The sequence below is a fragment of the Duganella lactea genome, from assembly GCF_009857505.1.
Taxonomy (GTDB): domain Bacteria; phylum Pseudomonadota; class Gammaproteobacteria; order Burkholderiales; family Burkholderiaceae_D; genus Rugamonas; species Rugamonas lactea.
This window is the reverse complement of record NZ_WWCP01000042.1, coordinates 14,643-28,636: the sequence shown is the minus strand read 5'-3', so window position 1 is coordinate 28,636 and position 13,994 is coordinate 14,643. Positions and strand designations below refer to the sequence as shown.

Sequence of the window (13,994 nt, the reverse complement as noted above, 5' to 3'; positions counted from 1 at the left end):
GAGTCCCGGTTATGCTGATACTGCAGGTTGAATTTGAATCAACCGCTTTTCCCACAAGGTATAAAGCTGGGCGCCCACTTGCTGCCAGACAGCATCGTCCCAGTGCACCAACTGTCCCAATGCGATATGGGGCTGCCGTTCGGCAGCCAGCAGCAATTGCGCCGTGTTGGGTTCCAGCGCCAGGGACTGCGCGCTCAAAGCCGAGGTCATAGCCACCGGTGTACCGTTTGCCCCCAAGCGTAAGCTGGCATGGGCCACCAGCGTCAACCTTGACTGGCGCAGCTTCATCACCCGATCGCCGCTTCGCTTGCTGATGATGTAGTCACCTATCACAAGTCGGTCAAGGTCTGTGGTCAGGAAGCAAGCCAACGCGTCCGCCGCGCTATCCACGATGGGCTCGACATTGTTATTGAAGGAGGTATTCAGCAACATGGGGACGCCGGTCAACTTGCCCACAGCATTGAGCAAGGACCAATAGCGCGGATTCGACGTAGCTGATACAGTCTGTACTCGGGCCGTACCATCCACGTGGCTAATCGCTCCCAGCCGGCTGCGCCAAGCTTCATGCACCTTAATGACATAGCTCATATAGGGCAGTCGCGGACTCTTCATCTCAAAATACTCGTTGGCCGCTTGTTCGGTGACCGAAGGAGCAAATGGCCGAAAGCCTTCCCGCTTTTTCACCATGAAGTTGATGCGGGAGCGGTTTTGCTCCGGCCGCGGATCGGCGATAATGCTGCGGTTTCCCAACGCGCGCGGACCGAATTCGCTATTCCCCTGTACCCAACCCAGCACCTCGCCATCGGCGATCATTTGTGCCGTTTCCGCTACCACGTCCGCGGACAAGCGACTTTCCACCCACGGCTGCCAAGCACTGAGCAAAGCTCCCAGTGACTCGGCCTCAGGCAATGCACTTCCCCAATAAACATCTTCAAACGGTGCTATCTGCAATCCCGGCGCGCGCTCAAGCGCGACAAAATTGGCGGCTCCTAGAGCGCAGCCGGCGTCATGTGCCGCAGGCTGTACGAATACCGAATCGAACAATTCCGAATTCAAGATCTTGCCGTTCATGGTGCAGTTGTGCGCGACCCCGCCCGCCAACGCCAGATGGCGCAGTCCAGTGACCCTCTGCCAATGCTGCAAGATATGGAATACGATTGTTTCAAGCGCTTCCTGCAGCGAAGCCGCCAAGTCACGATGGCACTGCGCGATGTCGGCGCTGCTAGTCACGGACGGCACATGGCGCGCTAGCGTAGCCTGCAGCTTTTCCTTGCTGGCCAGTTCGAAATTCCCGTCGGACTTAAGCCAATAAAGTTCTTGGAAAACCTGACGGTAGACTGCCGGATCGCCGTAAGGCGCGAGGCCCATTGCCTTATATTCGTCGAACATCTTCAAGCCCATGAACTTGATGGTCGACACATATAGCCAGCCCAGCGACTGCGTGAAGGCCAACTGTCCGAGCTTTTCAAAGCGCCCTTGGTAGCTGCGCCCTATCAGGCCACTCGCGTACTCGCCGGCACCATCCATGACGAGCACCAGAGCCTCCGCAGCAGGGATATAGGGAAAAGCACTGTAGGCATGCGCGATGTGATGGTCGACGAAGCGCAGGCGCGCCGTCACATCCACGCCAAATTCCTGTTGCAGCCGCATTCCCAATAGCTGACGCGCCTTGAGATAGGGTCGTGGTGCCCCCATCCGTTCCATGTGACCGGCCAACAAATAGTCGAGATAGCTCTCGTTCAGATAAAATGCAACCTCATCCACCTGATCTAAGGTAATGCCGGCGCGCTTAAGGCAAAACCGTATCGCCTCCAGAGGAAACAGGTTGGAGTGCTTGATGCGGTTCAGGCGCTCCTCTTCAATGGCGGCCACCACCGCACCATCCTGAATCAGAACGGCAGCTCCATCATGCGACAGGTCGTCGGCGGCCATATTAATGGATTGCTGCGCAATGGTGGCTGGGCCACCGGAAAGTCCCAATACATACATACAAGTCCCCATTTCAGGAAGAACGGCAACACTGCCGCAAACGATAAAAGTGAATAGCTGCAGGCGCTCTGTCAGGATTCAGAAAGATAAACCAGTGTCTTGCGCGGGCCGCGGTAGGCTTGCCGGCCGTGTAGCATCTGGACGTTGTCGATCATGAGCAGATCGCCCTGCTGCCAGTCGAACAACAAGGTATGTTCGAGCAGGATCGCACGCACCCGCGCCAGCATCCCCTCGTCCAGTGGGCTGCCATCCGCGTGCTCGCAGTGATGTGCCAGTTGACCTACTCCAAAGGAACGTTCAAACATCGCGCGCACTTCGGGATGCAGGGCGGAAGGATGCCATTGCTCCGCCTGGTTAAACCACAGATCCCTGCCACTGGCTTCGTCATACCGGAACGCGCTCAGCTCTGTGCGAACCTGCAAGGCGCCGCCCGCAGCCCAGTGGCAAGTTCCGCCCTGCCCGCGTACGATGTCCTCCAGCTGGACTGGATCCCCAACACCATAGGTCGCTTGCCAGCTTTTCCCGATCGCCACGCCCGGATGGAAATTGCGGATATAAACCAGGCCTTTCTGACGAAAAGCGTCGGCAATCTCGCCAGTCAGGGCCGCAGTGATGTCTATACTGCTAGCCAGCGAAGTTTGTCCGCCGGTGGCCGCAGCTACTTCTGCCATAAAAAACAGCCGCTTTGGCCAACGCGGCAGATACGACATTTCGTGATGCAGCGAAATCATTTCGCTGGCAGGATATTCTGTTGAAGTAAAAACATCCGGCGCCAGCTTGGTGCGTGGCGAATTGCCGCCAGAGTAGCTACCTGGACGCGCGCCCAGACGCGTGGCCATTGCTGCCAGGTCGGCAGTCCCGCGCAAGCCAAAACCGCGGAACAGGATGCCGCCGTGCTGCTGTAAGCGCTGCTGCAAATGGCTGCCTTGGCCGTCGATATAACGGTAAAGGTCGGCGAGGTTTGCGCTAGCCGTCGGCGTGATGACAATGGGGTGGTGATCCGCCTCGAACAGCGGAGAAATATTTATCTGCATATGCTCAGCTTAAGAAAGGAAAAGCACGGCCCCAAAGGGCACGAGCGAAAACGTGCTCAGTTGCGCCCCAAACGGTCGCGGACAAACCGGCTAAAGCGCCGAACGCCTTCCTCAATCTGTGCAATATCGCCGTTACTGAATGCCAGACGAACCCGCCGCGACTGACTTTCGTCGAGCGCAAAGAAGGACAGCGGCATCACCAGGACGTGATATTCCCCGGCGCAAATCTCGGCCTCCCGTTGGCCAAACGGGAATGGCAAATCGACGACCAGGAAAAAGCCCCCTTCTGGCACATTCCACTGCACGCCATCTTGTGACGTAAAGTGATCGGCAAGCGTGGCTACCATCGCATCGCGGTTGTGGCGATAAAAATCGATGACCGGTCGCAGCAGCGACGCCAGGCTGCCTTGCTGCGACAGCAATACCCCGCCGACAATGGCCTGAGTTAGTTGGCTGGTATTGACTGTGACAAAACTCTTCGCTTGCGACAGCTGCGTCATCAGCGCCTCAGCGGCCGCTATACTGCCGAACAGAGCGGGCGGCAGCAACAGGAACCCCACACGCAGTGCCGGACAAATGGTCTTGGAATATGTCCCCAAATAAAGCACGCAGCCCGAACGATCCAATGTGTACATGGCAGGCACTGCCCCGCCCTCGTAACGGAACATGCCATACGGGTTATCTTCGAGAATTAATATCTGCTGCGCCGCACAGCAGTCGATTAACGCTTCCCTGACGGTTTGCGTTAACGTTGCACCCGTCGGGTTGTCAAAATTGGGCACCAGATAGAACGCGCGCGCGCGCCGCCCCTGAGCAGCCAGTTGGCGCAGCGTCTCCTGCAACCGGGACAGCAGCGGTTGCTCCTCGCTTCCAGCCAGCGCCACCAAGTCCACGCCGTGGCGGTTGGCCGCGCCAGTGATGCCGATATAGACCGGGCTCTGGACAATAATCACGTCCCGTGCATCCGTACATAGCTGACCTACGCACAAGTCAATCGCCTCTTGGCAACCAGCAGTCACCATCAACTGGTTAGGGGTGCAACTGATCTGTTCATCGCAGTCGAGCTGTCGTGCAATCAATTCGTTGATAATGCCGTTAGTAGCGCCGTACTGCGCCAACAGCACCAAGGCCGCCTCGGTCTGCAGTCCACGACGTCCGGCAAAATACTCGACATAGTGCTCCATTTGCTGCACCCACCGGCTGGTTTGGAAAAACTTTCCAGCCGGCCGCCCGGAAGCCAGAGACACGGCGTTCGGGTAGCGCCCCGCGATTTCATTAAGATAATTCATCACCTCCAGTTTGTGGGAAGTGTTTTTTTCTACGACTGCCGATTGCGCACGCGACATAAATTATATTAATAAATTTTTAATAATTGATCAATTAAACAGGGGGAAACATTGACAAAAGAAAAAAAGTTTTACGCGGGCGATTGTCATAAAAAAAATTACGCTTGTCAACTATTTTTAATAATAGAACTAATGACATCGTCTAAAGCCTGAAGCGCACCTATCGACACGGTATTTTTGGCACGCGCACGCATCCATTCCGCCATTCCCTTCAACTCCTGGGCTTGACGTATTGGCAGCTCCAATCCCGGTGAATATTGTTCAATCCCATTAGCTATTTCTACTTCCATCAACGCTTTAATCTGCGCCGCCGTAGCAATCAACTGGCGCTGCTCAACCTCGTTCCACAAGGCCGGCTTCTCGGGATTTCCATGCTGGTCAAAGAAACCAATGCGTCGGCAAACGCAAAACAGATAGGCTAAATGCTCTGCCTCGTCGCCTATCACTGCAGCAATTGATTGCCGCTGCTCCAGCGCTACCGCCTTGGGTTTAAAAACTTCAGTGCCATAGATATTGTGAAACAGGCCAGCCAGACAAACCTCTTCACGGTTTCCCCAGCTACGCAACAGCTCATAGACCCCGATTAAATGGTCTAGTGCACTCCCATGTAAGTGGGGAAAATGCTGAACTTGCAATGCATCGAGCAATTTCAAATACTTTTCTTCGATCGCGAAATGGTCAATCTTCAAAATTTTCCTCTTGTAAGGCGATATCACGCAGTTCGATAGGCCGGAGTTGCCGTACGCACCGTTTCGGCCACAATGCCGTCCCGTAAAACATATAGCACATCAGCTAAGTCAAAATAACGATCATCGTGGCTGATTAACACAACAGCTTTTCCCTGCAATCGCATTGCAGGTAGAATCCGCCGGTAAAACACGTCTTTGAATACCGGATCTTGATCGGCAGCCCACTCATCAAAAATATATAGCTGCTTATCGTCGAGTAGCGCCACCAGCAATGCCAGCCTCTTTCTTTGTCCATCCGACAAGGCGGTGGTGGAAAACCTTCCGTCATATAACGTGACCTTGCCATCCAATCCCAGCTCCTGTAGCAAGTCGGCAGCACGCGCCAAGACTACTGGGTCTGCGTCGCGTAATAAACGGTCGAATAAGAAATAGTCGGTATAGATAGTGCTGATTTGCTGGCGAAATTGCTCCCGGGTATGGTCATTGACGGCCGCTGTGTCAAAATACAGACCACCCGAGGTCGGCAAATAATGCAGAGAGATAATTTTGGCCAGAGTTGATTTCCCGGAACCGTTGCCGCCGACAATGAAGGTAATCTCCCCTTTGGCAATTTCCATATCGACCGGGCCGACAGCAAAGCCGTCGCCAGCGTGACGATAAGCAATCTGGCGTAACTGCAGGCGTTGCCAGTCAGGAGCAGCCGCCGAACGGTGGCATGCCACTTCCTCGACCACGCCGCTGGTAATGCGCTCGATATTGGCTAGTGAACTGGCGGCCATCAGGATCGGCGAGAGTGTATTGAGCAGCACCGCTACCGGGCCGGCCAAATACAGCAGCACCATGATAATGCTGATCAACTCCCCGGGCTGCAGCGCATGATAATTAACAAAAATGAAAGCCGTCGTCCCGACCACCAGAAAGCTGATCATATCGCCATAGCTGAGACTGGCGGCAATCACCGCGTGCGCGCGGTTGTCGGCCCTGACCAAGGCCAGCTCCCGCGGTGCCAGTACGCGCTCGAAGAAATTGCGACGCTTGATAGCATCCAGCTTCAATTCCTTGAGCCCAAACAGCAAGGCTCGGATTGCCTCGTGTAATTCGTCATAATTTTGTCTGGAGCGCTGGAACAGGCGGCGCCCCAGATAGAGCGGCACCTGATAAGTAGCGATGCCAAACACAATGGCCTTGAGCACAAAGAAAAATACGGCGGCATTCAGATAGTATAAGAAGCCTAACGTACTCATCAGGGTAAGCCCGTTGGTCAGCATATCCGGCAGCAACTGGCCGCCAATCACCACGCGCCGCACATCTTCCGTCAGCACTGCGGTCAGGTGCGCCGGCCCCAACCTCTCGATGAGCGCAACCGGAGCCTGGGTGATCTTATGCGACAGCTGACTGCGCAGCGTGACGGTCATCGCCCCGGCAGCCTGGGCCAGCAAGATGCGCGACAGCGCGCGACCGAACACCACCACCATGCACAGGGCAAAAAAGGCCGCAGCAAATCCTGGCTTGGCAATTTCTAGCGTGCCCCATACTAGGATGTCGTCTACCGCAGCCTGCGGGGCTGAGGGGTTGACCGCCACCGCGCCGACAATGAGGGGAATCAGTAGTGCATAAGCAATGCCGGTACAGGCGCCCAGCAGAATCGCGGCGAACACCCGGTTCGGCGCGTGCCGGCCAAATTCCATCAGCATCTTCATGGCGCGGCCCTCCCGCCAGCGTCTATGGGCGGCATAACCGCATAACTACCGCTGCCAAATAGCGTCGCCATATCGGTGTAGTGACGGCTAAACACATTGCCGACCTGCCCCGTCGAATTCATGTACCAGTGCTGACTGCCTTGCGCACTCAGTTGCATCACTTGCCGAAAACTCGAACCGAAGGTTTGGCGATAGTGGCCAGCTCCATCGTCCTCGAAATTGGCGACATTAACGGTATCGGCGGTTCCCGCGCCCGGGCCGGTGTAGTCAAACACATCTCGTAAGAAATTTACCCTGCTAAACGGCTGGTGCGCGTACTGGCTGTAATGCAACCGTCCCCAGCGCCAACCGGCGATGTCGGAACCGGCTGACTTACGTAAATCGTGCAAGGCGCCATCAAGGGCGCTCAACATCAATTGGCCGCAAGCACTGTCAGCGAACGGTGCCTTATTGGTGCACCAAGGCTGGCGTGGATCAGTCACCGCACGGTACAGCTGATCCACGCTGGCGTTATGGAATAAGCCCTCCAGATACTTGTGTTCCGCACCAGTTACGGCGCGCTGATGCAACGCTGTATCAAACAATGCTTTTCCAAGATGTAGCGTCCACACATTGAAAACGGCGGCAGCTGCGCTATCGCTGCTCATACTCCCATTCCAGTCCGCCAGCAGGCGCAGAGCCTCGCGCTGCGGCGCGGATTGCGGCTTTAATTGCCGTAACAATCCCACCATCCGCTGTGCCGGCAAACTCGTGACGTCCGCCTGGATTTGTTTAAAATCCGTGACCGCCACTTGTCGATGCCGCTGGCTGACCTGTTCCAGTAACTGAGTAATACGCTGTGCCCGCCCCGGCGGAGCCCAGTCCAGCGACAAGAAATAGGGGTAGCTGTCGTCCATCATCTTGTTATTCGCCGACACAATGTAGCCTGAGGGCGGGTTGTAGCGTTGCGGCATTTCGCTCGCAGGAATATAACCTGTCCATTCTGCCGCATCGGCGCCCACCTGCTGGGGTAAAGATCCGTCGCCATGCGAACGCAGCGGAATCCGCCCAACGCCAAGGTAGCCAATATTACCTTTGCGGTCGGCATATAGCATGTTGAGCGCCGGGGTCGCAAATAGAGCCAACGCCGCCTTGAATGATGTCCAGTCGCTGGCATGTGTCAGGCGCAGCGCTGCCTCATAGGTTGTGTCACCCGGCTCCAAGGCAACCCAGCGTAAGGCAACCGGCTGCTGACCAAGACCCAACCTGTCGCTCACCACAGGGCCGTGATTGGTCTGGCGCACTTCAACTTCGACCGGTTTCAAGGCCGGGCGCAGTGTGGCAGGGAAATCTGCCCTTACCTGCACCGATTCCACTCGGGAGGTAAATGGTCGCCACTGTCCGTTGCTCCAATATTGGCGTGGATGCTGCGGATCCGTACGTTCAAAATACAGATCCTGAGTATCGGCGACCATGCTGGTTCCTCCCCAGGCGATGGCCTCGTTCCGGCCAAACACCACGAGCGGCAGTCCCACCAGCGACATACCGCTGGTGCGAAGGGTGCCACCTGCCTGGCTGATCGGATACCAAAGAGAGGGCATCTGCAGTTGCAGGTGGGGGTCATTCGCCAGCAACGCACCCTGACCGCCGGTCAGGGTGCCGCCCACTACCCAAGCATTGCTGCCCACATAACGGCTTTCCGATTGCAGCACGTTTGCCAGCGCAGCCTGCAGCGGCTCCGCCACTGCGGGGGCCGGACGGGGCGAAGCCCCCAGAGACGGTGCAAAAAAAGTCGCCATCTGCGCTTCCGACAGACTTTGTCCAGCCAGCAGCCGAGCCAGCTCGCGGTTCATATTACCGGACAAGGTGAGCGAAAACATTTTCATCCACGCCAGCGAGTCCAACGGCGTCCAGCGCTCTGGACGCAAACCCAGCGCAGCGAATTCGGGCGGCAACGGCTTCCCCTCCGCAATCCAGGCGTTGACTCCGGCGGCATACGCCTGCAACGACTGCCGGGCATCGCTGCTTAGAACGTCCCAAGCCGACTGCGCCGCCCTGCGAAGCGATAGCGTACGCATCCAGGTATCGCGCTCTAGAGCGCCAACGCCGAATGCCTCGCTCAAGGTGCCGTTGACCAGGCGGCGCTGCACTTCCATCTGCCACAAGCGGTCGCGCGCATGAAGGTAGCCGGTAACAAAATACACATCGGACTCGCAGCGCGCCGACACCGACGCCACCCCCAATGCATCAAAGCGCACTATAGCCGGGCCGGCCGGCGCCGCCACCACCAGCGTGGCGACGCTTGCAGGTGCCGTGGCAAGATAGGTTCGCGCCAGCAGTACAGCGCCAAAGGTGGCCGGCAGCAGTAGCAAAAGGATAAAACGCCACAATAAAGGGAATCGACCAGTCACCCTATGCACCTTATTTGATTGCAAACAAAACATCGACGCTCTGTACCATTTTTATCGAAGCGATCAGCGTAGGATTGTCACCCGCGCCAGAACGTCCAGTATTGCCACGATATCCGTCGGCGGTTGCCAGACCAAACGCGTTCGACAGATTTTTCAATGGCGATAGCGCGATACCGCGCACCGCCCCGACCTGTTGTCCCATGCCTTTACCGATTGTCGCCGCCTTATGGCGCGCATCGGCAACCGCCTCAGCCACCAATTGCGTCTCGATCTGCTCACGGTCGCTGCGACTGAAAGAAACTGCGAAATCGCTGACATTCGGTAGCTGAAGCAGCCCGTTGACCAGAGCCGGCCACTTAGACAGGTCGCGCACCACCACGTGCAGTGCGCAGCGGGTGTCGAGCTGCACCACCCCGCTTGCATCGGCCTTGCGGGCGGTCCGGCTGATCGATTGCGATACCAGTTCGGTTTCAGCCATGCCCTGTTGATTCAACAAAGCCCGGATGTCGGCCAGACGGGTTGTCACCGTGGTCCAGGCGGCGTTTAGATCCTGTTCGCTGGAGAGGAGTTCCAAGTCGATTTCACCGATATCGGGCTGGACATTCAGGCTGGCGCTGCCCCCTGTGTGGATGAACGGATAGGACGGCAAGTCGCCGGCTTCCGCATTCAGAACGCCCAGTGCGAAGGCACAGGCAAGGGCGATTTTTCTTAGCATGGTCAACTCCATGTTGGAGCGGGGCGCATACCGCCCGCTGATCAGTTGATTAATAGGCGCCGGACTTTTCCAGCTGCGCGAACAGTTCGTGCACGTTCTCTTCCAAGAATCCTTGCTCTCCATGACGTTCGATGAATTCAAAGCTCATGCCAGAATTGGGATCTCTGCTAGAAAAAATTTGCTTGAGGCTGCCGCCGTTGATCACCGATGTATCAAATTGCAGGCCACGCTGGGCCAGCGCCTTAGCCGCGACTTCCACCTCATCGACTTCAAGCGCAATATGCGCCACACCTGGCCCGAACTCGGCCACCAGACGAGATACCTGCGACTCAGGCTCAGTACCCTGGCAAAGCACAAATTTCAGCCCATCCCGCTCCATCTCCGCAGAAATCATGCCCGTTTTCTTTCCTGCGACATTGAGCCGACGCTGCAAGGTAAAGCCAAGTTGACTGCTGTAAAAGGTGATCGCCTGATCAAGGTTACTGACGGCAATAGCGATGTGGTCAATTTTCTTGAAGCGCAAGTTTGCATCCTCCGAGGTGGGGGCCGTAGGCTTGATGACAGTATTGGTATCTTCCATAAATTTATCCCAGTAACATAGGTGAAAAGAACTGCTATACGCTAGGCTGCGCGGTCTGACGACGCGCCGCAATGGCAGCCTCCAGCTCGGCTGGCGACATGCTGGCCACCTGTGCACGCAGCTGGGCATGGCGCTCACGGTGGCGCTGCTCCGCCTGAACCCGCTGCAAACCCTCAATAGCTGCCGCCAACTGTGCCAAACGCGGTGTGTCGAACAGCGCACGCAAGCTGAGCTCAATCTGAAAAACATCGCGTATGCGTGTCATCAGTTGCACAGTCAGCAAGGAGTGACCGCCGAGCTCGAAGAAATGGTCCTCGCGACTGACCTTGTCCAACTTGAGTAATTCGCACCAGATTTCCGCCAACGCCACTTCCACTACCCCGGCCGGAGGAGCACTGGCACGCGTAGGCAACGGCACTTCCTGCGCGAGCAGTGCGTGTCGGTCGATCTTGCCGTTTGCCGTCAGCGGGATACGCTCCAGCTCAACGAAGACAGCCGGGATCATGTATTCAGGCAGCGTCGAGGCTAGTGCCTGACGCAGCACCTCCGCATCAGGCTGGCCTGCCTGCTCCACGGTATGGAAAGCCAAGAGACGGCGCGGCTCGTTTGCCGACAGTAAGACCACAGCTTCGCGTATCCCGGCACACTCCAGCAGCCGTGCTTCGATCTCTCCGGGCTCGATACGGAAGCCCCGTACCTTGAGCTGCAGGTCGATACGACCGAGAAATTCCAATGTGCGGTCTGGCAGGTGACGCACCAGATCGCCGGTGCGGTAGGCGCGCACCGGCGTGCTGCCACCGGCGTCAAAATCGATGAAGCGTTCGGAGGTAAGATCGGCCCTTCCGGCGTATCCGCGTGCCACTCCGGGGCCGCTAATCAGCAACTCGCCCGGTACGCCAAACGGGACTGGACGCAGGGCTTCATCAACGACATGGCAGCCGTAATGCGGCAGCGGCAAACCAATCGGCACGATAGCCTCTTCGCCCGTCAGCAACTGGCTGGTACTCCACACCGTTGCTTCAGTCGGCCCGTACATGTTGTACAGCGTCGCTGCGCTGGTGCCGCGCAGCTCCCGCGCAAGCGCAGGCGGACAGGCTTCGCCGCCGACCAACAGGCAGCGCAGCGTCGCCAAGGCGCTGCGAGCCGCCGGCTCATCAAGCAGCAAGCGAAGCAGCGCTGGAGTGCATTGGAAGTGCGTGACAGCATGACGCTCCACCAGCCCTGAGAAACAGGCACCACTGTCCTGCTCGCTGGCATGCTTTGCCGCCACCGTCCCAAGACGGTGCATAAACGCTTGGGCGCGGGCTCCCGATTCTGGTGCCAACACCAATTTACCGCCAGCCAGCAGAGGACCAAACAACTCCAGTGCTGAAATGTCGAAGGACAGCGGCGTGGACGCCAGCCAGACGGCATCGGTACCGCCGCTCAGATCCGCCACGGCAGTCAGGAAATGCACCAGGTTGCGCTGCGTGACCATGACGGCCTTTGGCGTTCCTGTCGATCCGGAGGTATACATCACGTAGGCCAAGTCATCGGCGCCACGCTGCCGCGACTCCGGCACCGCCACTAAATCGGCCGATGGCTGGGACGGATTAAGCAAAGGGATGGGCGATTCCTTCAGCAGATGCTGGCACACATCGTCAACCAGCACCAGTGCCGCGCGGCTGTCAGCCAGCATGAAGGTTTGTCGCGCAGCGGGCAGCGCTGGATCAATCGGCAAATAAGCGCCTCCGGCTTTCAGTGTGGCCAAGAGAGCGACGGGCAATGCCTGAGAACGCTCCATACAAACGCCGACCACCACCTCAGGGCCGATGCCACGTTGACGCAATTGCTCCGCCAGTAGTTCAGCTCGCCGCTCCAATTCGCCGTAGGTAAGAATGCCATGGCAGTCGCACACCGCGATTTTATCGGGCTGCGCCGCCGCCCGCTGGCTCAGCAGCGCATCCAGCGTTGCCGTTGGCACGGCTAGCGACGGGCCCTGCAACAGTGATTGCAGCCAGGCGGATTCCTCAGCATCGGCCAGCCGCAGCTCTCCTACTGGCTTGTCCGGCATAATGCATACCTCGCCGGCAAGCACGGCAAAATGGCGCGCATACCATGCAATAGTGGTGGGCTCAAACAAGTCGCAAGCGTAGTCAAACTGCAGCTCGATGCCGCTATCGCTATCAACGATGTTAAGGGTAAGGTCAAACTTGCTGGCAACAGAAGGAGCGGCCAAGGGACGCAGGATGAGTTCGTCAAGAACAAAGCTACCCCGATGCGCCGTATTCATGGTCAGCATCACCTGGAACAGCGGCGTGTGAGCATTGCTCCGTGGGGGATTGAGCGCCTCGACCAGTTGCTCGAATGGCAGATCCTGGTGCGTCTGAGCATCCGCGTGACAGGACTTGATCTGTTGCAGCAAGGCCGAGAATGGCTGCGCCATCGACACCGGCGTACGCAACACCATAGTGTTGGCCAGATAGCCGATCATTGGCGCCAGACCGACATGGTTGCGGTTGGCCACGGGTACGCCGAGGACGATATCGCTCTCTCGCGCATAGCGTGCCAGCACCACCGCAAAGATTGCGTGCAGCACCATGAACAGGGTGACGCCGTTCTCGGCGGCCAACTGCCGCAGCGCAGCCACCACCGCGCCGTCCAGCGAATGGCTGCACCGAGCACCAGCAAACGAAGGCTGATTCGAGCGCGGATGGTCAAGCGGCAAACTATGCGTCTGAGGCAATCCTTGCAACTGGCGCCGCCAGTAGGCCAGCGATGGGGCCAGCGATTCGCTGGCCAGACGTTGGCGTTGCCAGCGTGCGAAATCCCGATAAGTCACTGGCATGGGCATCAGCTGTGGCATCTGTGCTCTGCGCACTGCGCTATAAGCCTGACCGAATTCATCGATCAGCACCTTCAGCGACCAGCCGTCGGCTGCGATATGATGCACATTGATCAGCAAGACGCCCTGCTGATTGCCGGTCCGCACGCAACACACGCGCAACATAAGATCTGCGGCAAGATCAAAACGGCTCTGCGACTCTTGCAGCATGAGTTCCCGCAGACGCTCCTCCTGCTGAGCCGCAGATTGATCGCGCAAATCATGCAGCGGCAACTCGAAACGGTACGCGTTCAGCACCTGCTGGAAGACCTCGCCGTCATGCGCCTGATATACCGTACGCAAAGGCTCATGGCGTGTCAGTAATAACTCGAAAGCGATACGGGCCGCATCCAGGTCGAATTCGCCGCTGAACTCAAGGACGCTGAACAAATTGTTTTGCCAGCCTGACTGTAGCTGCTCCATCAACCACATGCGCTGCTGCCCAGAAGAGCACACACTCCGGCCACCATCGTCGTCCAAGTGGATCAGCTGCGGATCAGTCTTGACCGCATCGCGGGAGGAACTCAGCCACGCCAGCAGCGCAGACTTTTGCGCCTTCAACGCAGCCAGCAATTCAGGCGGAGGATCCTCATCGAAATATACCTCGAGCTGGCCATCCTGAACCGCCAACTCGATGCCCAAGCGTGCACACTGCTCTATCACTTGCTCCAGATTCATTGTTTCTCCA

At 57.6% G+C, this 13,994-nt stretch carries 9 protein-coding genes; all 9 read right to left on the bottom strand.

The window, feature by feature from the left end:
• Window positions 1-9: 9 nt before the first annotated feature.
• The 9 genes from GTP44_RS23475 to GTP44_RS23435 all read right to left on the bottom strand — a co-directional run bounded on the left by GTP44_RS23475 (window position 10) and on the right by GTP44_RS23435 (window position 13,984).
• Window positions 10-1,932 carry a carbamoyltransferase family protein gene (locus GTP44_RS23475; protein ID WP_161021312.1) on the bottom strand — a complete coding sequence of 641 codons (1,923 nt, stop codon included), beginning with the start codon at window positions 1,930-1,932 and terminating at the stop codon, window positions 10-12.
• Window positions 1,933-2,060: 128 nt separating this feature from the next.
• Window positions 2,061-3,023 (bottom strand): TauD/TfdA family dioxygenase, encoded by a 963-nt coding sequence (locus GTP44_RS23470; RefSeq protein WP_202424200.1) that lies wholly within the window; start codon window positions 3,021-3,023, stop codon window positions 2,061-2,063.
• Between the two features lie 56 nt (window positions 3,024-3,079).
• A complete protein-coding gene (locus GTP44_RS23465; RefSeq protein WP_229257046.1) occupies window positions 3,080-4,312 on the bottom strand; it encodes an aminotransferase-like domain-containing protein in 1,233 nt (410 codons plus the stop codon).
• A gap of 164 nt (window positions 4,313-4,476) precedes the next feature.
• Complete coding sequence (locus tag GTP44_RS23460; RefSeq protein ID WP_161021310.1) at window positions 4,477-5,058, bottom strand: DUF6817 domain-containing protein; 582 nt, start codon at window positions 5,056-5,058, stop codon at window positions 4,477-4,479.
• Between the two features lie 23 nt (window positions 5,059-5,081).
• Window positions 5,082-6,758: a cyclic peptide export ABC transporter gene (locus GTP44_RS23455; protein ID WP_161021309.1), complete on the bottom strand. Its 1,677-nt coding sequence runs from the start codon at window positions 6,756-6,758 to the stop codon at window positions 5,082-5,084.
• Window positions 6,755-9,181, bottom strand: coding sequence for a penicillin acylase family protein (locus tag GTP44_RS23450; RefSeq protein WP_161021308.1), 2,427 nt, complete (start codon window positions 9,179-9,181; stop codon window positions 6,755-6,757). Before GTP44_RS23450 ends, GTP44_RS23455 begins: the two co-directional genes overlap by 4 nt.
• A complete protein-coding gene (locus tag GTP44_RS23445; protein ID WP_161021307.1) occupies window positions 9,159-9,863 on the bottom strand; it encodes an SIMPL domain-containing protein in 705 nt (234 codons plus the stop codon). The genes GTP44_RS23450 and GTP44_RS23445 overlap by 23 nt, the downstream gene beginning before the upstream one ends.
• A gap of 49 nt (window positions 9,864-9,912) precedes the next feature.
• Complete coding sequence (locus GTP44_RS23440; protein ID WP_161021306.1) at window positions 9,913-10,443, bottom strand: VOC family protein; 531 nt, start codon at window positions 10,441-10,443, stop codon at window positions 9,913-9,915.
• A gap of 34 nt (window positions 10,444-10,477) precedes the next feature.
• Window positions 10,478-13,984, bottom strand: coding sequence for a non-ribosomal peptide synthetase (locus tag GTP44_RS23435; protein ID WP_161021305.1), 3,507 nt, complete (start codon window positions 13,982-13,984; stop codon window positions 10,478-10,480).
• Between the last annotated feature and the right edge of the window lie 10 nt (window positions 13,985-13,994).

Excerpts from the sequence above, each read along its gene's own strand:
- GTP44_RS23475 (WP_161021312.1), bottom strand. The coding sequence starts at position 1,932 with ATGGCCGCCGACGACCTGTCGCATGATGGAGCTGCCGTTCTGATTCAG.
- GTP44_RS23470 (WP_202424200.1), bottom strand. The coding sequence starts at position 3,023 with ATGCAGATAAATATTTCTCCGCTGTTCGAGGCGGATCACCACCCCATT.
- GTP44_RS23465 (WP_229257046.1), bottom strand. The coding sequence starts at position 4,312 with ATGAATTATCTTAATGAAATCGCGGGGCGCTACCCGAACGCCGTGTCT.
- GTP44_RS23455 (WP_161021309.1), bottom strand. The coding sequence starts at position 6,758 with ATGAAGATGCTGATGGAATTTGGCCGGCACGCGCCGAACCGGGTGTTC.
- GTP44_RS23450 (WP_161021308.1), bottom strand. The coding sequence starts at position 9,181 with ATGTTTTGTTTGCAATCAAATAAGGTGCATAGGGTGACTGGTCGATTC.
- GTP44_RS23445 (WP_161021307.1), bottom strand. The coding sequence starts at position 9,863 with ATGCTAAGAAAAATCGCCCTTGCCTGTGCCTTCGCACTGGGCGTTCTG.
- GTP44_RS23440 (WP_161021306.1), bottom strand. The coding sequence starts at position 10,443 with ATGGAAGATACCAATACTGTCATCAAGCCTACGGCCCCCACCTCGGAG.
- GTP44_RS23435 (WP_161021305.1), bottom strand. The coding sequence starts at position 13,984 with ATGAATCTGGAGCAAGTGATAGAGCAGTGTGCACGCTTGGGCATCGAG.